Origin of the sequence: Mesorhizobium sp. M8A.F.Ca.ET.057.01.1.1 (assembly GCF_003952565.1) — a bacterium.
Lineage (GTDB): Bacteria > Pseudomonadota > Alphaproteobacteria > Rhizobiales > Rhizobiaceae > Mesorhizobium.
In genome coordinates, this window is record NZ_CP034454.1 from 4,652,793 (window position 1) to 4,670,427 (window position 17,635).

Here is a 17,635-nt window from a genome sequence, read left to right on the forward strand (position 1 = left end):
GCCCGACCGGATGCACGCCACGCTGAGGGCCGCTCAGTTCGTTGCGGCAGCCTTCTTCTTCTTGCGCTTCGGCTTGTCGGTTGTAGCCTTGGGCGCGGTTTCATCATAGCCGGCATAGGCCTGATAGTCCGCAGCCGTTGGCGCCGGTACGACCACATTGGAATCGGTAAAGACGAACTGGGTGGCGACCGAGGGATCGGTGACTTGGACCTGATACTGGTGGATCTGCGAGTAGAGCACGTCGGTGCCGTGCATGACCGCGGTGCGGATCGGCATGGTGATGGTGCCGGGCGAGAACTTCGGCCCTGGTACGATCTTGCCGGCAACCGCGATCTTCATCGTCAGTTGGCCGTCGGCACGGCTGCAGTCGCGGGTCACATCGCTGATCGATGCCTGATAAATGATCTTCGCCGAATCGTCGGGCGGCGTAGCGGCGGCGGCGTCAGCCGCGGCCTGCGCGGCGGCATCCGCAGCGGCGTCGCCGGTCTTCTTGAGCTTCGGCTTGGGCTTCTGGGCCTCGTTGACATAGGTGTTGAAGAACGCCGTGCCATCGCGCACCGTCACCCTTGGGCAATAGGCGTTCAGCTGGCTGGCCAGCACCTTGGGGTCCTGCGGCGGCGGTGGCGCCGTCGGGTCCTTCTTGCCGAAACCGAGGTTCAGGATGCCATTGTCGCCGGATTGGCAGCCGGCGGCGGCAAGCATAAAGCCCGTGAGCGCAAGACCCGCCAAAAAGCGACCACTTGATATACGAAACGCCATGAAACTGCACTTCCCTCTCGCAAAGCTGGTGACGTATATCAACCGCGCGGCAAAAATGCGACTAGAGCCGGCGCAGAAATTAACCACCTTGTGGTGAACGGAAAAACAAGCGGCAAACGGATCTGTGGCATGGACTATGTGAGTACCCGCGGGGAAGCGCCCGCGCTTGGATTTTCCGACGCCGTCCTGGCCGGCCTGGCGCGCGATGGCGGGCTTTATGTGCCGCGCGAATGGCCGCACTTCTCGCCATCCGAGATCCGCGCCATGCGTGGCCTTGCCTATCCTGACCTCGCAATCCGCCTGCTGACGCCGTTCCTCGGCGGCGAGATCGCCGCGCCGGTCTTCGAGCGCCTGGTCCGCGAAGCCTATGCCACCTTCCGCCATGAGGCTGTCTGTCCGCTGGTGCAGACCGGCGCCAACACTTTTGTCCTCGAACTCTTCCATGGGCCGACGCTGGCGTTCAAGGACGTGGCGATGCAATTGCTTGCCCGGCTGATGGACCATGTGCTTGCCGAACGCGGCCGGCATGCCACCATCGTCGGCGCCACGTCGGGCGATACCGGCGGCGCGGCCATCGACGCCTTTGCCGGGCGCAGCCGCACCGACATCTTCATCCTGTTCCCGCATGGCCGCGTCTCGCCGGTGCAGCAGCGGCAGATGACGACGTCGAAGGCTGAAAATGTCCATGCACTGGCGATCGAAGGCAATTTCGACGACTGTCAGGGCCTGCTGAAGGATATGTTCAACGATCACGGCTTTCGCGACCGGGTGTCGCTGTCGGGGGTCAATTCGATCAATTGGGCGCGCATCATGGCCCAGATCGTCTATTATTTCTCCTCGGCGCTGTCGCTCGGCGCACCGGACAGGCCGGTCTCCTTCACCGTGCCGACCGGCAATTTCGGCGATATCTTCGCCGGCTACGCCGCCAAGAAGATGGGCCTGCCGATCGACCGGCTGGTTATCGCCACCAACGACAACGACATATTGGCTCGCACCTTCGCGACCGGCGAATACCGGACAAAAGGGGTCTTTACGACCACCTCGCCGTCGATGGACATCCAGGTTTCCTCGAACTTCGAACGCTTGCTTTTCGAGGCGTCAAACCGCGATGCGGCGACTGTGCGGCGCTACATGGCCGGCTTGAAGCAATCGGGCGCTTTCACCGTCGAAGCCGGGGAAATCGCCGGGATGCGGTCCGAATTCGATGCCGGCCGCGCCACCATGGACGAGGTCGCCGCCACCATCCGCTCGACGCTCGCGGGCAGCAATTATCTTCTAGATCCGCACACCGCCGCGGCCATGTATGTCGCGGCCGGCAAAGCATCGGGCGCCGTGCCGATGGTGGTGCTGGGCACCGCACATCCGGCGAAATTCCCGGCCGCCGTCGAGGCCGCCAGCGGTGTCTCGCCCGCCCTGCCCGCATGGCTAGGGGGATTGATGACATTTGAGGAAAAATACACGGTACTTCCATCCGACCTGAAAATGGTGGAAGATTACGTCGGCCGCCGCGCGCGGGCGGCGCGTTAGGGAGTACGAGCCATATGGGTGTTGAGGTAAGCCGTCTGTCGAACGGCCTGACAGTCGCCACCGAAACCCTTCCAAGTATCGAATCGGTTGCCTTGGGTGCCTGGGTCAAGTCGGGTGCCCGCAATGAACGCGAAGAAGAGCATGGCATGGCCCATCTGCTCGAACACATGGCGTTCAAGGGGACGAAGCGGCGAAGCGCCTTCGAGATCGCCTCGGAGATCGAGGACGTCGGCGGCGAGATCAATGCCGCCACCAGCGTCGAGACCACCTCCTACTACGCCAGGGTGCTCTCCGACGATGTGCCGCTGGCGGTCGACATCCTGTCCGACATCCTGCAGGAGTCAGAATTCGACCCGCAGGAACTCGAGCGCGAGCAGCACGTCATCCTGCAGGAGATCGGCGCCGCGCACGACACGCCCGACGACATCGTTTTCGACCGTTTCACCGAGACGGCCTTCCGCCACCAGACCATCGGCCGCTCGATCCTGGGCACGCCCGAAACGGTAAAATCCTTCACCTCCAAGCAGTTGCGCGATTTCATCGAACGCCAGTATGGCGCCGAGCGGATGGTGATCGTGGCCGCCGGCGACATCAAGCACGACAAGTTCGTGCGCGAGGTCGAAAACCGGCTCGGCGGCTTCCGCAGCAAGGCCGACAGCACCATTCCGCAATACGCGCAATATGTCGGCGGCGATTTCCGTGAGGACCGCGACCTGATGGACGCGCAGATCGTGCTGGGCTTCGAGGGCCGCGCCTATCATGTGCGCGATTTCTACGCCTCGCAGGTGCTGTCGATGATTCTCGGTGGCGGCATGTCGTCGCGTCTGTTCCAGGAAGTCCGCGAGAAACGCGGCCTCTGCTACTCGGTCTATGCCTTCCACTGGGGTTTTTCCGATACGGGCATATTCGGCGTCCATGCCGCCACGGGGCAGAGCGACATCGCCAAACTGGTGCCTGTCATCATTGACGAGTTGCAGAAGGCGGGCGAGAGCATCCTGCAGGAAGAACTCGACCGTGCGCGCGCTCAGTATCGCGCCGGGCTGATCATGTCCGCCGAAAGTCCGGCCAGCCGCGCCTCGCAAATCGCGCGGCAACTGCTCCTTTTCGGTCGTCCGATCGCAAAGGAAGAGTTGATGGAGCGGCTGGCGGCGCTGACGATCGAGCGCCTGACCGACCTGTCGTCGCGGATGTTCTCGACCAAGCCGACGCTAACCGCTGTCGGGCCCGTGGGTACGCTGGCACCATACGAGGCGATCCTCGATTCGCTTCCGGGTACGCAGACCACGGCCCGCAGGCTCGCCGTCTAAGTCCCAAGCGCCGTGTTCGCGCTCCCTTTCTTTCGCCGTGACCTGCCGGCACTGAAGGGCAGCCTCGTCACGTTGCGCGTGCCGTTCACCAACGATTATCGCGAGTGGTCGGCGGTGCGCGGCGAAAGCCGGGCGTTCCTGGAGCCGTGGGAACCGCGCTGGACCCCCGACGAACTCGACCGCACGGCATGGCGCCTACGCATCAGCCGCTACCGTGAGGACTACGCACAGGGAACGGCGATCGCCTTCTTCATCTTCGAGAAGTCGAGCGGCAAGCTCGCGGGCGGTATCACGCTCGGCAACATACGTCACGGCGTCTCGCAAAGCGGCCATGTCGGCTACTGGATCGGCGAACGCTTCGGCGGTCGTGGCCTGATGACCGACGCGGTCAAGGTGGTGGCCCGCTTCGCCTTCGATACGCTGAGGTTGCACCGGATCGAAGCCGCCTGTATTCCCGACAATATCAGGTCGATCCGCGTGCTTGAAAAAGCCGGATTCCGGCGCGAAGGACTTCTGCGATCCTATCTCAGGATCAACGGCATCTGGCAGGACCACTACCTCTACGCCCGGATCGCCGACGATCCGCCGGGCGCTGGAACGAAGGACTGATTTTTGACGAATTTCCTGCGAAACGGGCCGCTGTTCGCCATTCTGCTGGCGACGATGCTGACGCTGTGCGCGGCTTCGTCGGCCTTTGCCGTAGAGCCCATCAAGATTGCCCGCGACGATGTCGCGCTCGACCTTTCGCGCGCCGTCGAGATCTACCGCAACCAGGGTGAGAACTTCCAGGTGTCGACCGCGCCCGGGCCGGACGGCATCGTGCGGCGCATCGAGGTCGAAGCCAACGACGCCCGCTCGACCGGCGACTGGGCGGTGTTCGCGCTCGCCAACACCACCGACCAGCAGCTCGACAGGCTGATCGTCGCGCCGCATTTCCGGCTGGTCAATTCCGGTATCTTCTGGCCCGATCTGGGCTCGACGCGCATCGCCGCCATCACGCCCAGCGAAGGCTTCGCGCTCGACCGCCAGGCCAGCCCCGACGCCGACGTGTTCCTGGTGACGCTGAACCCCGGCACGGTGATCACCTTCATCGCCGAGCTTGCCTCGCCGAAGCTGCCGCAGGTCTATCTCTGGGATCCGGAATCCTACAAGGACTCGGTCAATTCCTACACGCTGTTTCGCGGCATCGTCATCGGTATCGCCGGCCTTCTGGCGCTGTTCCTGACCATCCTGTTCGTCGTCAAGGGTACGTCGATGTTCCCGGCGACGGCAGCCCTTGCCTGGGCGGTGCTTGCCTATATCTGCGTCGATTTCGGCTTCCTCAACAAGGTCATCGAGATCTCGCCCGGCAACGAGCAAATGTGGCGAGCCGGAACCGAGGTGGCGCTGGCGGCGACCTTCGTGGTGTTCCTGTTCGCCTATCTCAACCTCAATCGGTGGCACGGCCATTTCAGCTATGGTGCCCTGGTCTGGATTCTGGGCCTGCTGCTGATCGCCGGCGTCGCCATCGTCGATCCGGCGGTCGCCGCCGGCATCGCCCGCATCTCGTTTGCCGCCACGGCGCTGACCGGGCTTGGCCTGATCATCTTCCTCGGTATTCGTGGTTATGACCGCGCCATCATGCTGGTGCCCAGTTGGGTCATGGTGCTGTTATGGCTATGCGGGTCATGGATGGCGATCACCGGCATGCTCGACAACGACATTGCCCAGCCAGCACTTGGCGGCGGGCTGATCCTGATCATCCTCTTGATCGGCTTCACCGTCATGCAGCACGCCTTTGCAGGCGGTGCGCTGCATCAGGGGCTATTCTCCGACCTCGAGCGACAGGCGCTGGCCGTCGCGGGGTCGGGCGATACAGTGTGGGACTGGGACGTGCTGCGCGACCGCGTGGTGACCAAACCCGATGTCAGCATCCAGCTCGGCCTTGCCCCAACAGCCTGGGCGGTGCCGCGCGCAACTGGCTGCCGGTGCTGCATGCCGATGACCGCGACACGTTCCGCACGACGCTCGACGTCGTTCTGGAGCATCGCCGCGGCAAGGTGGCGCAGAATTTCCGCCTGCGCGGCGCCGACGGGCACTATCACTGGTTTGCCCTGCGCGCGCGCCCGGTGATCGGGTCGGACGGCGAGGTGATCCGCTGCGTCGGCACCATGGTCGACGTCACCGAACAGAAGAAATCCGAGGAAAGGCTGCTGCACGACGCCGTGCATGACAACCTGACCGGCCTGCCGAACCGCGAATTGTTCATGAACCGGCTGGAGGCGATCATCTCGATCGCCCGTACCGAAGAGAAGGTGCGTCCGACCGTCTTCGTCATCGACATCGACCGCTTCAAGCAGGTCAATGACGGGCTCGGCATCTCGGCCGGCGACACCATCCTGCTCACCATCGCGCGCCGCCTGCACCGGCTGTTGAAGCCGAAGGATTCGCTGTCGCGCTTCGCCGGCGACCAGTTCGCGCTGATGCTGCTGTCGGAGCAGGATCCCGCCCGCATTGCTGGCGTGGCCGATGCCATCAAGCATGCGATCAACAACCCGATCACCTTTGCCAAGCGCGAGATCGTGCTGACCGCCTCGATCGGGCTGATCACCTGGACCTCGGCGCAGACCTCGGCCGAGGACATGGTCAAGGACGCCGAGCTCGCCATGCATCAGGCCAAGCGTTTTGGCGGCGACAGGATCGAGCCGTTCCGCCCGGCTTTCCGCACCGTCGGCACAGATCGGCTGCAATTCGAATCCGACCTGCGGCGCGCCATCGAGCGGCGCGAATTCACGCTTGCCTACCAGCCGATCGTGCGGCTCGAGGACGGCAGCGTCGCCGGCTTCGAAGCGTTGCTGCGCTGGGACCATCCGCGCCGCGGCATGATCCCGCCGGCCGATTTCATCCCGGTCGCCGAAAGCTGTGGGCTGATCGTGCAGCTTGGCCTATTCGCCATGCAGCAGGCGGCCGAGGATCTCGCGGGATGGCAAAAGCAGATTGGCGACGCACCGCTGTCGGTCTCGGTCAACCTGTCCAGCCGTCAGCTCATCCGCCGCGACCTGGTCAGCGATGTGCGTTCCGTGATCGCACGCGCCAATTTGAAGCCGCGCTGCTTCCGGCTCGAACTCACCGAGTCCCTGGTCATGGACAATCCCGAACAGACGGCCCATGTGCTGACCAAGCTGAAACAGCTCGGCATTGGCCTGTCGCTGGACGATTTCGGCACCGGCTATTCATCGCTCGCCTACCTGACGCGGTTCCCGTTCGACACCATCAAGATCGACAAGAGCTTCGTTGACGACAGCACGCCCAAGCGCGCCGTGCTGCTCAAATCCATGGTCAACATGGCGCATGAGCTCGGCCTGTCTGTCGTCGCCGAGGGCATCTCCGACGAGCGCGATGCGCTGGAGCTGCGCCAGATGGGCTGCGAATATGTGCAGAGCTTCATGTTCGGCGCGCCGATGCCGGGCGACCAGGTGCTGAAGACGCTGAAGGAGCAGTATCCGCTGACGCAAGCCTGATGGGGTTCAGGCGCGTTGCCCAAACGCGATAGCCTAGCGAGAAAAGGCCTCGGCGATTGGCCGAGACATTACTCGTTTCGTCATCCACGGGCGAAGCAAGGAGCGAAGCGACGCGGCGCAGACCCGAGGATCCATGCCGTGAGGTTAAGGCGTTGCAACGGTTCAGAATTCTGCGCCGCTGCATCCTTCGATGGAGGTCCCGGAATGGATCCTAGGGTCTCGCGACGGAGCTGCGCTCCTGCTTCGCCCCAGGATGACGAAGATGGGCTTCAGGCGTGGCCGGCGGCCAGGCTGAGATGCGCGAGATCGATGCCGATCGAGGCGAGAATCCGGTCGTATTTGCGTTCGATATCGGCGTCGAACAGCAATTCCGGCGTCGCCGGGCAGGTCAGCCAGCCATTCTCGGCGATCTCGGTTTCCAGTTGGCCGGCGCCCCAGCCGGAATAGCCGAGCGCCATCAGCGCGCGACGCGGCCCGCGCCCTGACGATATCGCCCGCAATATGTCGACCGTCGCGGTCAGGCAGATGTCGTCGGAAACGGTGAGCGAGGATTCCACGCGATAGTCGCCCGAATGCAGGACGAAGCCCCGGCTGCGGTCGACAGGCCCGCCATTGCGCACGACGAAATCGCGCGCCTGCGCCGGCAGGCGGATCGCCTCCTGCTCGTTCATGATGCCGAGCTGCACCAGAAGGTCCGGAAACAGCATCTGCTGCGTCTGGTTGATGATCAGGCCCATCGCGCCTTCATCGCTGTGCGCGCAGATGTAGATGACCGAGCGCGTGAAACGGTCGTCCTTCATGCCGGGCATAGCAATCAGGAACTGATCGTCGAGAAAGCCACGGCGGGCGGCTGTCTTCTTGTGGCGCAACAAATCCATGTCAGGGAGGGTAACGCGTTTCCCGGGCGCCGAAAAGATGCGCCGTACCGGATTCGACCAAAGCCCATATTGCGGGGATCGGTCTTGGCTTGCCCGCGAAGTCACGCAAATATGATATCAGCACGGCCATGAAATCATTGCGCGGCCACGAACGGACGATCAAATCACCGCCATGCAAAGCTTGAAAATCCTGTTGCTCGGCGCCGCCATCGGATTGGCGACCGCCCTTCCCGCCACCGCCTCCTCATCCGCCTGGTACAGCAGCGAAGGCGGCAAGGTGCGGCTGGTGACATCAGGCAAGCCGGACGACGCCGGCCGCATCCAAGGTGTCCTCGATATCGCGCTCAAACCCGGCTGGAAGACCTATTGGCGCGACCCGGGTGCCGCCGGTGTGCCGCCGCAGCTCGACATTTCGGCCAGCACCAATATTGCCGATGCGACGCTGTCGTTTCCCGCGCCGCAGCGCCACGACGATGGCTATGGCAAATGGGCCGGCTACAACTATCCGGTTTCGCTGCCGGTGACGTTCACGCTGGCGACGCCGAACCAGCCGGTCGTGATCGATGCCGACGTCTTTCTCGGCATTTGCGAAACCATCTGCATCCCCGTGCAGACACGGCTGAGCGTCGACCCCGCTTCCGATCCGGACAACGCCGACGACACGGCACTGGTAAAGGCGAGTTTCACGGCATTGCCGGCGGCTGCAAAACCCGACTTCGGCATCAAGGTGCTGCCGGGCGATCACGAGACGCTGATTGTCGAGGCGAGTTTTCCTGGCGATCCGCAGGCAGCGGATTTCTTCGTCGCCGGCGAGCGCGACTATATGTTCGGCACCCCTTCCCGCACCGAAAAAGATGGCAAGCTGATCTTCACCGTGCCGATCCTCGATCGCCCCTCTACAACGCCCACGAATGGCGGACTTCACTACACGCTGACGAGTTCAGCGGGGGCCGTCGAAGGGCTGCTGCCTTTCCCTTGATCCAGCTTGCCCGAACGGTTGCAGGAAGCCGCCGAGTTCGCTACCCAAGCACCGTCCTTCCCCAATCCCCAAGCGAGGAACTCATGACCATCTCCGTTGGCGACAAGCTGCCCGAGGCGACCTTCAAGACCATGACCGCCGACGGCGCCAAGGCGATCACGTCGGCCGAGATTTTCCCGGGCAAGAAAGTGGTTCTGTTCGGCGTTCCCGGCGCCTTCACGCCGACCTGCAGCAACAACCATCTGCCCGGCTATCTCGAGAACCATGACGCGATCCTGGCGCGCGGCGTCGACACCATCGCAGTCGTTTCGGTCAACGACGTCCATGTCATGGGCGCCTGGGCGCGCTTCACCGGCGGCGAAGGCAAGATCCTCTATCTGGCGGACGGCAGCGGCGATTTCGCCAAGTCCGTTGGTCTCGACAACGATCTGTCGGCCGCCGGCATGGGGCTGCGCTCGAAGCGTTTCTCGATGATAGTCGAGGACGGCAAGGTCACCGCGCTCAATGTCGAGACGAAGCCCGGCGTCGACGAGTCCGGAGCCGCTCACATCCTGGGACAGCTTTAGGCCGATGTTCGATATCGTCTGGCAGGCCATAGCGATCGGCATCGGCGCCACCGTGCTGATGGATCTCTGGGCCTTTCTGCTCCACATGGCGTTCGGCCAGCCACGGCCGAACTGGGGCCGGTCGGGCGCTGGGTCTGGCATCTGCGGGAAAAAGTTTTCCACGACGATATCGGCACAGCCGCGCCTTACGCGCATGAGCACGCTCTTGGCTGGGCCTTCCATTATTTCGTCGGCATCGTCTACGGCATCATCCTGGTGGTGCTGGCGGGCGCGGGCTGGTTGGCCTCGCCGACCTTCCTGCCGGCCTTCATCCTCGGCATCGTCACCATCGGCGCCGGCTGGTTCCTGCTGGCGCCAGGCATGGGCGCTGGCTGGGCGGCGTCAAAGCGGCCTAATCCGATGCTGATCCGGGCGCTCAACCTGGTCTCGCACACGGTGTTCGCTCTTGGGCTTTGGGGCACGGCGCTGCTGATCCGCTAAGGATTCAGGGACTGTTCCGGCCTGTCGATCGGCCGCCATCCATGGATGAGGCGGTTCGCGCCGAAGTCATATGCAAAATAGTTGCCGCCGCCTGCTGGTTGATCCGCGTCGCGGCTGATCCGGCTGCCGCTCAGCGACAGCAGCAGGAGCGTACCGACACCGCCATGTCCGACAAAGGCGATATTTCCAGCGCCGCCGGCATCAAGCACGGCCTCGACCTCGCTCACAATGCGCTGCTGCGCGTCGATGGCTCGCTCCCAGCCACGAATGCTTTCATGCGGATTTGAAAACACGGTCGGCGACCGCCTCGAACTCCGGAGGCGGCAGGAAACCGGTCGACGACCGGTCGTTCTCATGCATACGCTCCCTCACCTGCACCGCAAGGTCGAGATGCCGCGCGAGCACCTCGGCGGTTTCAACAGCCTTGCGTTCGCCCGATGACACCACACGCGCGATCGATGCGATCCACGGCTGCTCCAGCATTGCGTGCGCCCTGGCGCGGCCAACATCTGAAAGGCCCCAATCCGGTACCGGAATGGTGGGGTCGATCTGAACCTGAGGATGGGTGATGTAATAGGCGATCGGCATGACAGAAACCCTCCGGCCGGTCAGCTCCCTCGAACAGAAGCTCAATAGCTCTGGGTAGAACGACGCGCCTTCGAAGCTAGCGGCTGCTTTGCCTGGCCATCAGGCTTTGGCGCCGATGCTGCCGGCCTGAAAGGCCCCTTCTTGAACGGCGCCATCCCTTCCCTTGCCAGTTCGTCGGCACGCTCGTTCTCGGTGTGGCCGGCATGGCCCCTGACCCAGTTCCAGGTGACCTTGTGGCGCCGGTTGGCCTCGTCCAGCGCCTGCCAGAGCTCGCCGTTCTTGACCGGCTTCTTGTCAGCGGTCTTCCAGCCGTTCTTCTTCCAGCCATGGATCCATTTGGAAATGCCGTCCATGACGTATTTGCTGTCGGTATGAAGCTCAACCGTGCAAGGCTCCTTCAACGCATTCAGCGCCGAAATGGCCGCCAGCAATTCCATGCGGTTGTTGGTCGTCTCGGCCTCGCCGCCGGAGAGTTCCTTGGTGGCGCCGTTGAAGCGCAGGATGGCGCCCCAGCCGCCGGGGCCGGGATTGCCGGAACAGGCGCCATCGGTAAAGATTTCAACCTGCTTGCTCATGATGCCCCATATTCGGCCAATCCATATTCCGAAGGAGATCTGATCGCCCGATGGAACCGCATCCTTCTGACGTATTCGGTCGGGTCGCGTTTCATGACGAGCCCGCCGTCGGGGACGGTCAGCCAGTCGTAAAGCCGGGTCAGCATGAAGCGCAGCGCCGAGCCGCGCGCCAGCATCGGTAGCGCCGCCTTCTCCTCCGCGCTCAAGGGGCGCACGCTCTGATAACCGGCAAGCAATGCCTTGCCCTTGGTAAGATTGAAGGAAAAATCCTTCTCGAAGCACCAGGCGTTGAGACAGGTGGCGACATCGTAGGCGTAGAGATCGTCACAAGCGAAATAAAAATCGATCAGGCCCGAAAGCTTTTCGCCGAGGAAAAAGACATTGTCTGGGAAAAGATCTGCGTGGATTATGCCTTCGGGGAGGCCCTTGGGCCAGTTCTGTTCGAAATCGGCGAAGTCGGCATCGACCTCGGCCGCCAGTCCCGGCTCGACTTCGTCGGCGCGGGCGCGGGCCGCGTCCCAAAGCTTGCGCCAGCCGTCGATGGCGAGCGCGTTCGGGCGCCTCATCGAAAAATCGGCACCGGCCAGATGCAGCGCGGCGAGCGCCTTGCCAACCTCGGCGCAATGGGTCGCGGCCGGTCGCCGCAGCGAAAGCCCTTCGAGGAAGGTGATGATGACCGCCGGCCGGCCGGCCAGCGTGCCGATGACGCTGCCGTCATGCGCGGTCACCGGCAGCGGGCAGGACACCCCTTGTTGGCGAGGTGGCCCATCAACCCAAGGAAAAACGGCAGATCCGCCTTCTCGACCCGCTTTTCATAGAGCGTCAGGATGTAGGAGCCGCTTGAGGTGTGCAGCAGGAAGTTCGAATTCTCTGTGCCTTCGGCGATGCCCTTGTAGGACAAGAGATCGCCGACCGGATAGTGCTTCAAGAAAGCGCCGAGTTCGCCTTCTGCAACGTCGGTGTACACCGCCATGGCTGTTCACGCGGCCCCGTTGACGAAGGCCATGTCGGCCGGCGTCAGTTCGACATCGCGCAATACCCGCATGACCGGAAAATCCTCTGTTTCGGTGGCCGTGATGGCCAGGTCGATGGTCACATCGAAACGCTGACGGAACGCGTCGATGATCTCGTCGACGATGATCTCCGGCGCCGATGCCCCCGCCGACAGGCCAAGCGTCGAAATGCTGCCGATGTCATTCCACGGAATTTCGGCGGCGCGCTGCACGAGAAGCGACATGGCGGCGCCGGCGCGTTCCGCAACTTCGACAAGGCGGCGCGAATTCGAGGAATTGGGAGCGCCGACGATCAGATAGAGGTCAGCACCTGGAGCGGTGTCCTTGACCGCTTCCTGGCGGTTGGTGGTGGCGTAGCAGATCGATTCCGCCGCCGGCGCCTGCAGGTCCGGAAAGCGTTCCTGCAGCGCGCGGATGATACCGGCGGTATCCTCGACCGAGAGCGTCGTCTGGGTGACGAAACCGAGTGCCTTGGGATCGGCCGGCACAAGCCGGGCGGCATCGGCTTCGGTCTCGATCAGTGTTACCGCGCCTTCCGGCAGTTGCCCCATGGTGCCGATCACCTCGGGATGCCCGGCATGGCCGATCAGCAGAACGTGGCGGCCAAGCCGCTGATGCCGCATCGCCTGTTTGTGGACCTTGGAGACCAGCGGACAGGTTGCATCGAGATAGAACAGGTTGCGCGCCTGCGCGTCCGCCGGCACCGACTTGGGCACGCCGTGCGCCGAAAAGACGACGGGCGACTGCCGGTGTTTGGCAGGGATTTCGGAAAGTTCCTCGATGAACACGGCGCCAAGGCTTTGCAGCCCCTCGACGACATAGCGGTTGTGCACGATCTCGTGGCGGACATAGACCGGCGCGCCATATTTCTTCAGTGCCAGCACGACAATCTGGATGGCACGGTCAACGCCCGCGCAAAAACCGCGCGGCTGGCAGAGCCGGATCGTCAGAGGAGGCTTGGCGGTTGTGTGAAGCATTAAATCCTGCCGGTTCGTCAGCGCCGAAATGAGGTGCGCACCCCCGCCCTGTCAAGGGTCTGTGCAGAAAGGGGGGTGTCGCTCGTGTTCAGTCCTCTTTCGCGGGCCGGCGAAGCCGCAGGACGAGTATGGCGGCAAGCGCGGCGGCGAGCCCGTACCAGGTGACAGCATATTGCAGATGGCTGTTCGGCAGGTCGATGATGGTGACGCCCCCGACCGGCAGGCCGCCGGGATTGGGCGTCTTGTCGGCATCGATGAAGATCGGTACCAGCGTGAATCCAGTCGGCAGGCCGGCGCTTGCGGCCATGACGTCGCGATCCTTCCAGTAGAAGATGTTCTTGGCCACGTCATTGTCAGGAAGCATCATCGAGGGCTTTGCCGGCAGCGGGTTGCGGGCGAGCCCGGTGACCGTGACCTTGCCCGTTACCTGTCCCTTGGCACGTTTGGCGGCATCCTTGAGGTCGTAGGGCACAAAGCCACGGTTGATCAGGACGAAACGGCCATCGTCGAGAGCCAGCGGTGTATAGACATTGAAGCCGGCATCCCCTTCCCAGGTCGCGTAAAAATGCCGTTCGCCAGAATGCAGGAAAGTGCCGGCGACCGTGACCGGCGTGTAGTCGACGTCGCCGGTCGCGGCGAATTCCTTCTCGACCTCTGCCAGCGGCAACGGCGCCGAATGGGTGCGCTGGTCGATGGTCTGCAGCAGGCCTTCCTTCCAATGCAGGCGCTGGACCTGCCAGGTGCCGAGCGCCAGCAGGATCAAGAACAGCACAAGGCCAAGGGCGATCAACAGCGCCGATCTCGGCCGCGAACGGCCGCCGGCCGTGACGGAAGCTTCGCTCATTCGCCGCGATCCAGCCGACCCTCGGCCGCTTTGTTGCGGTATTGCAGGGTGAGCAGCACTCCCTTGATCAAGCGGAGCGCCGTCAGGCACAGCACCAGGGCGAGCGGGATCCATATCAGCAGATGCAGCCAGAGCGGCGGGCTCAACGTCACTTCGACCCAGAGCGCCAGCCCGACGATGATGAAGCCGATGATCAGGATGACGAATACCGCCGGCCCGTCGCCGGCATCGGCGTAGGAATAGTCTAGGCCGCAATTGACGCAGCGCTTGCCGACGGTGAGGAAGCCGGAAAACAGCCGCCCCTCGCCGCAGCGCGGGCAACGGCCGTGCAGGCCGGCCGAAATCGGATCGATCGGAGGCCAGATCGCCCTATCTTCACTCATGATTGTCTTCATTCATGGTCATTGCCCGATATCGATCGGTGTCCCATCGGCCACCATTGCCCAGATTTCGTCCATGTCGGAATCCGTAACCGCAATGCAGCCATCGGTCCAGTCGACCAATTGAAGCAGCCAACCCCACCAGCCGAAGCCGTTCGGCTGGCCGTGGATCATGATCATGCCGCCGGGATCGACATTGCGCGCCTTCGCGGCCGCCATATCCTCGGCATCGGGATAGGAGACATGGATCGATTTGTGCGCGATGCTGTTGGGGTTGCGCCAGTCGAGGATATAGCGCCCTTCGGGTGTGCGCTGATCGCCCTCCTGGTGCTTGTGGCCGATGGGATCCCCACCGAGCGCGATGCCGTAGCTGCGCACGACCTTGCCGTCGCCGATCAGTTCGAGCCGCCGTCCCGCCTTGTGGACACGCACCAGATCGACCCTCTCGCCGGCAAAGGCCTGGAAGGTCGCGATCAGGAATGCGCAAATCGCCGAGAAAATTGTCCACCGCATCTTCCATCGATCGACAATCATTGCGCCGAAAAGAAGAAGGCGGCCACGTTGCCGCGGCCGCCTTTCTCCAAATCAAAAATCCGCAGGTGGGATCAGTGGCCCTCGATCACCGCGCCTACCGATCCCCAGACGTAGATCGAGGCGAACAGGAACAGCCAGACCACGTCGACGAAGTGCCAGTACCAGGCGGCCGCCTCGAACCCGAAATGCTGCTTGGGGGTGAAGTCGCCCTTTATCGCTCGGATCAGGCAGACCAGCAGGAAGATGGTGCCGATGATGACATGGAAGCCATGGAAGCCGGTCGCCATGAAGAAGGTGGCGCCGTAGATGGAATCCTTGAAGCCGAACGGCGCGTGCATGTATTCGTAGGCTTGCACCATGGTGAACAGCATGCCGAGGCCGACGGTCAGCACCAGGCCGTTGATCAGCCCCTTGCGGTCGCCATGGATGAGCGAGTGATGCGCCCAGGTGACCGTGGTGCCCGACAGCAGCAGGATGACGGTGTTGTAAAGCGGCAGGTGGAAGGGATCGAGAACCTCCATGCCTTTCGGCGGCCAGACACCGCCGGTAAACGTATGGCGCGCGTAGTTCTGCACCTCGCCGGCAAAAAGACTGGCATCGAAATAGGCCCAGAACCAGGCGACGAAGAACATCACCTCCGAGGCGATGAACATGATCATGCCGTAGCGCAGGTGCAGCGACACGACGCGCGTGTGGTGGCCCTCATGCGCTTCCTTGATCGTGTCCGACCACCAGGCGAACATGGTGTACAGCACGATCACGATGCCGATGAAGAACAGCCACGGATTGGCTATGTTGAAGCCGAAGATCGGGAAGGAACCGCCCTTCAGGTATTCCATGAGGCAGACACCGCCAAAAGCGGTGACAAGCGCCCCGACCGATCCCAGGAAAGGCCACGGGCTCGGGTCGACGAGATGGTAGTCATGGTGTGGTTTTGCGTGCGCGTCTGCCATATCAACCCCCGAGATTTCCTTCGGTATCTGAAACTGTCTTGCTATTGCCCTTGGCCGGCTCCGAGGAGGCGACCGGCTTGTTCTTCTCGACCGGGAACATCGTATAGGACAGCGTGATCGTCTTGATGTCCTTCAGTTCCGGCACATTCACGATGTCGGGATCCACATAGAACAGGACCGGCATGTCCAGCGTCTCACCGGGCTTCAGCGTCGTATCGGTGAAGCAGAAGCATTCGACCTTGTTGAAGTAAGGACCCGCCAGTTCCGGCTGCACGTTGAAAGTGGCGCGGCCGGTGACGGGGCGATCGAACTTGTTGGTCGCCTGATAATGTGCCTGGACCGTTTCGCCGATCTTCATGGTCATCGAGCGCTGCACCGGCTGGAACTCCCACGGCACGCCGGCAATGTTGGCGTCGAAGCGGACGGTGATCTCGCGGTCAAGCACGCGGCCGGCATACTGCTTCTCGACACGCTGCGTCGTGCCGCCATAACCGGTCGCCTGGCAGAACATCTTGTAGAGCGGCACGGCTGCATAGGCCATGCCGATCATGCCGGTGAAGAAGGCGAGGCAGACAGCCGCGACAACGCGGTTGCTGGTTTTGCCCGCCGTCTTTCTGGGCGTCTCGATGCTCATCACATCTTGCCCGACAAATTGTGGCCGAACTTCACGATCGTCGCGATGTAGAAAATCACGACCAGCAGAGCCAGCGCCACGCCGATCGCGATGGAACGGCTGCGCTGGGCCTTCTTCTGGCGATCGGTCAGGGTGACCGTCTCGAGTTCTTTCTCGACCATGGTCATGCCCCACCCATGGCAAGCGCGCGTTCGACGACACTGTCGGCCAGATAGGCGGCGAAGATAGCGAAGAGATAGAGCAGCGAATACGCGAACAGGGCCTTGGCCGGCTTCATGGCGCGGTCATCGTCGGCCATGCCAAGTACTTTCCAGCCATACCAGAGGAAACCGGCGCCCAGCAGCAGAGCGGCCACGCCGTAGAATGGCGTCGTGTAGCCGAGCAGCCAGGGCAGCACGCCAACCGGGGCCAGCACCAATGCATAGGCGAAAATCTGACGACGGGTCGATGCATGACCAGCGACGTTCGGCATCATCGGGATGCCAGCGCGGCCATAGTCCTCGGACTTGAACAGCGCAAGCGCCCAGAAATGCGGCGGCGTCCACAGGAAAATGATCAGGAACAGGATGATGCTTTCGAGGCTGACCGACCCGGTCACCGCAGCCCAGCCGATCACCGGAGGAATGGCGCCCGCAGCACCGCCGATGACGATGTTCTGCGGCGTCGAGCGTTTCAGCCACATCGTGTAGACGACGGCATAGAAGAAGATGGTTAAGGCCAGCAGCGTGGCGGCCAGCCAGTTGACCAGCACGCCGAGCGTCATCACCGACAGGACCGAAAGCACCAGGCCGAAGCTGAGCGCCTCGTGCGGCTGGATACGGCCGGACGGGACCGGGCGGCTGGCGGTCCTGGTCATCACCGCGTCGATGTCGGCGTCGTACCACATGTTGAGGGCACCGGAGGCGCCAGCCCCGATCGCAATGGCCAGGATGGCTATCACCGCCAGCAGCGGATTGATGGTCACCGGTGCGGCGACCAGCCCGACAAAGGCGGTGAACACCACCAGCGACATGACGCGCGGCTTCAGGAGGGCGAAGAAATCGCCCGCCGTCGCTTCCGACATGCGGAAGCCCGCTTCGTCAATGCTGGTTTCGTCGACTAGGGCCATGCGTACTGAAGTCCATTATTCCGTTGGCCAAAA

The 17,635-nt window shown here is 62.9% G+C and carries 16 protein-coding genes and 4 pseudogenes; 7 read left to right on the forward strand and 13 right to left on the reverse strand.

Going from position 1 to position 17,635, the window contains the following annotated elements:
• Window positions 1–33 precede the first annotated feature (33 nt).
• A complete protein-coding gene (locus EJ077_RS22215) occupies window positions 34–759 on the reverse strand; it encodes a hypothetical protein (protein WP_208696277.1) in 726 nt (241 codons plus the stop codon).
• A 129-nt stretch (window positions 760–888) separates the two neighbouring features.
• Here EJ077_RS22215 and thrC point away from each other — a divergent pair, with 129 nt between their 5' ends.
• From thrC to EJ077_RS22235, 4 genes and pseudogenes are all read left to right on the forward strand, one after another.
• The gene (gene thrC, locus EJ077_RS22220) at window positions 889–2,286 is read left to right on the forward strand and encodes a threonine synthase (RefSeq protein WP_208696279.1); all 1,398 of its coding nucleotides are present in this window, start codon (window positions 889–891) and stop codon (window positions 2,284–2,286) included.
• Between the two features lie 14 nt (window positions 2,287–2,300).
• Window positions 2,301–3,593, forward strand: coding sequence for a M16 family metallopeptidase (locus EJ077_RS22225; protein WP_208696281.1), 1,293 nt, complete (start codon window positions 2,301–2,303; stop codon window positions 3,591–3,593).
• Between the two features lie 12 nt (window positions 3,594–3,605).
• On the forward strand, window positions 3,606–4,202 hold the full coding sequence (locus EJ077_RS22230; protein ID WP_208696283.1) for a GNAT family N-acetyltransferase: 597 nt from the start codon (window positions 3,606–3,608) through the stop codon (window positions 4,200–4,202).
• A gap of 3 nt (window positions 4,203–4,205) precedes the next feature.
• Window positions 4,206–7,093: pseudogene (locus EJ077_RS22235) on the forward strand (EAL domain-containing protein).
• A gap of 269 nt (window positions 7,094–7,362) precedes the next feature.
• Here EJ077_RS22235 and EJ077_RS22240 read toward each other — a convergent pair.
• On the reverse strand, window positions 7,363–7,971 hold the full coding sequence (locus tag EJ077_RS22240; RefSeq protein WP_127281136.1) for a YqgE/AlgH family protein: 609 nt from the start codon (window positions 7,969–7,971) through the stop codon (window positions 7,363–7,365).
• A gap of 172 nt (window positions 7,972–8,143) precedes the next feature.
• Between EJ077_RS22240 and EJ077_RS22245 the strand changes: the two genes are divergently transcribed.
• The 3 genes and pseudogenes from EJ077_RS22245 to EJ077_RS22255 all read left to right on the forward strand — a co-directional run bounded on the left by EJ077_RS22245 (window position 8,144) and on the right by EJ077_RS22255 (window position 9,996).
• Window positions 8,144–8,950: a protein-disulfide reductase DsbD domain-containing protein gene (locus EJ077_RS22245; protein WP_208696285.1), complete on the forward strand. Its 807-nt coding sequence runs from the start codon at window positions 8,144–8,146 to the stop codon at window positions 8,948–8,950.
• Between the two features lie 83 nt (window positions 8,951–9,033).
• Entirely contained in the window at window positions 9,034–9,516 is a 483-nt protein-coding gene (locus EJ077_RS22250) for a peroxiredoxin (protein WP_208696288.1), read from the forward strand.
• Window positions 9,517–9,520: 4 nt separating this feature from the next.
• A pseudogene (locus EJ077_RS22255) lies at window positions 9,521–9,996 on the forward strand (DUF2938 domain-containing protein).
• Here the strand turns inward: EJ077_RS22255 and EJ077_RS22260 are convergent.
• The 11 genes and pseudogenes from EJ077_RS22260 to EJ077_RS22310 form a co-directional block, all read right to left on the reverse strand.
• Window positions 9,993–10,584: pseudogene (locus EJ077_RS22260) on the reverse strand (histidine phosphatase family protein). The pseudogenes EJ077_RS22255 and EJ077_RS22260 overlap by 4 nt on opposite strands.
• A 41-nt stretch (window positions 10,585–10,625) precedes the next feature.
• The gene (gene rnhA / locus EJ077_RS22265) at window positions 10,626–11,159 is read right to left on the reverse strand and encodes a ribonuclease HI (protein ID WP_208696290.1); all 534 of its coding nucleotides are present in this window, start codon (window positions 11,157–11,159) and stop codon (window positions 10,626–10,628) included.
• Window positions 11,156–12,132, reverse strand: a pseudogene (locus EJ077_RS22270) (homoserine kinase). The gene rnhA and the pseudogene EJ077_RS22270 overlap by 4 nt, the downstream one beginning before the upstream one ends.
• Before the next feature lie 6 nt (window positions 12,133–12,138).
• Complete coding sequence (gene ispH, locus EJ077_RS22275) at window positions 12,139–13,149, reverse strand: 4-hydroxy-3-methylbut-2-enyl diphosphate reductase (protein WP_208696292.1); 1,011 nt, start codon at window positions 13,147–13,149, stop codon at window positions 12,139–12,141.
• A gap of 88 nt (window positions 13,150–13,237) precedes the next feature.
• Window positions 13,238–13,993 carry an SURF1 family protein gene (locus tag EJ077_RS22280; RefSeq protein WP_208696294.1) on the reverse strand — a complete coding sequence of 252 codons (756 nt, stop codon included), beginning with the start codon at window positions 13,991–13,993 and terminating at the stop codon, window positions 13,238–13,240.
• Complete coding sequence (locus tag EJ077_RS22285; protein WP_027142361.1) at window positions 13,990–14,376, reverse strand: DUF983 domain-containing protein; 387 nt, start codon at window positions 14,374–14,376, stop codon at window positions 13,990–13,992. Before EJ077_RS22285 ends, EJ077_RS22280 begins: the two co-directional genes overlap by 4 nt.
• Before the next feature lie 18 nt (window positions 14,377–14,394).
• Window positions 14,395–14,886, reverse strand: coding sequence for a L,D-transpeptidase family protein (locus EJ077_RS22290; RefSeq protein ID WP_208696296.1), 492 nt, complete (start codon window positions 14,884–14,886; stop codon window positions 14,395–14,397).
• A gap of 92 nt (window positions 14,887–14,978) precedes the next feature.
• Window positions 14,979–15,860 carry a cytochrome c oxidase subunit 3 gene (locus EJ077_RS22295; RefSeq protein ID WP_208696298.1) on the reverse strand — a complete coding sequence of 294 codons (882 nt, stop codon included), beginning with the start codon at window positions 15,858–15,860 and terminating at the stop codon, window positions 14,979–14,981.
• A 1-nt stretch (window position 15,861) separates the two neighbouring features.
• Entirely contained in the window at window positions 15,862–16,494 is a 633-nt protein-coding gene (locus tag EJ077_RS22300; RefSeq protein ID WP_135881523.1) for a cytochrome c oxidase assembly protein, read from the reverse strand.
• On the reverse strand, window positions 16,494–16,661 hold the full coding sequence (locus EJ077_RS22305; RefSeq protein WP_167531499.1) for a hypothetical protein: 168 nt from the start codon (window positions 16,659–16,661) through the stop codon (window positions 16,494–16,496). Before EJ077_RS22305 ends, EJ077_RS22300 begins: the two co-directional genes overlap by 1 nt.
• Window positions 16,658–17,602 carry a heme o synthase gene (locus EJ077_RS22310; protein WP_208696300.1) on the reverse strand — a complete coding sequence of 315 codons (945 nt, stop codon included), beginning with the start codon at window positions 17,600–17,602 and terminating at the stop codon, window positions 16,658–16,660. Before EJ077_RS22310 ends, EJ077_RS22305 begins: the two co-directional genes overlap by 4 nt.
• Between the last annotated feature and the right edge of the window lie 33 nt (window positions 17,603–17,635).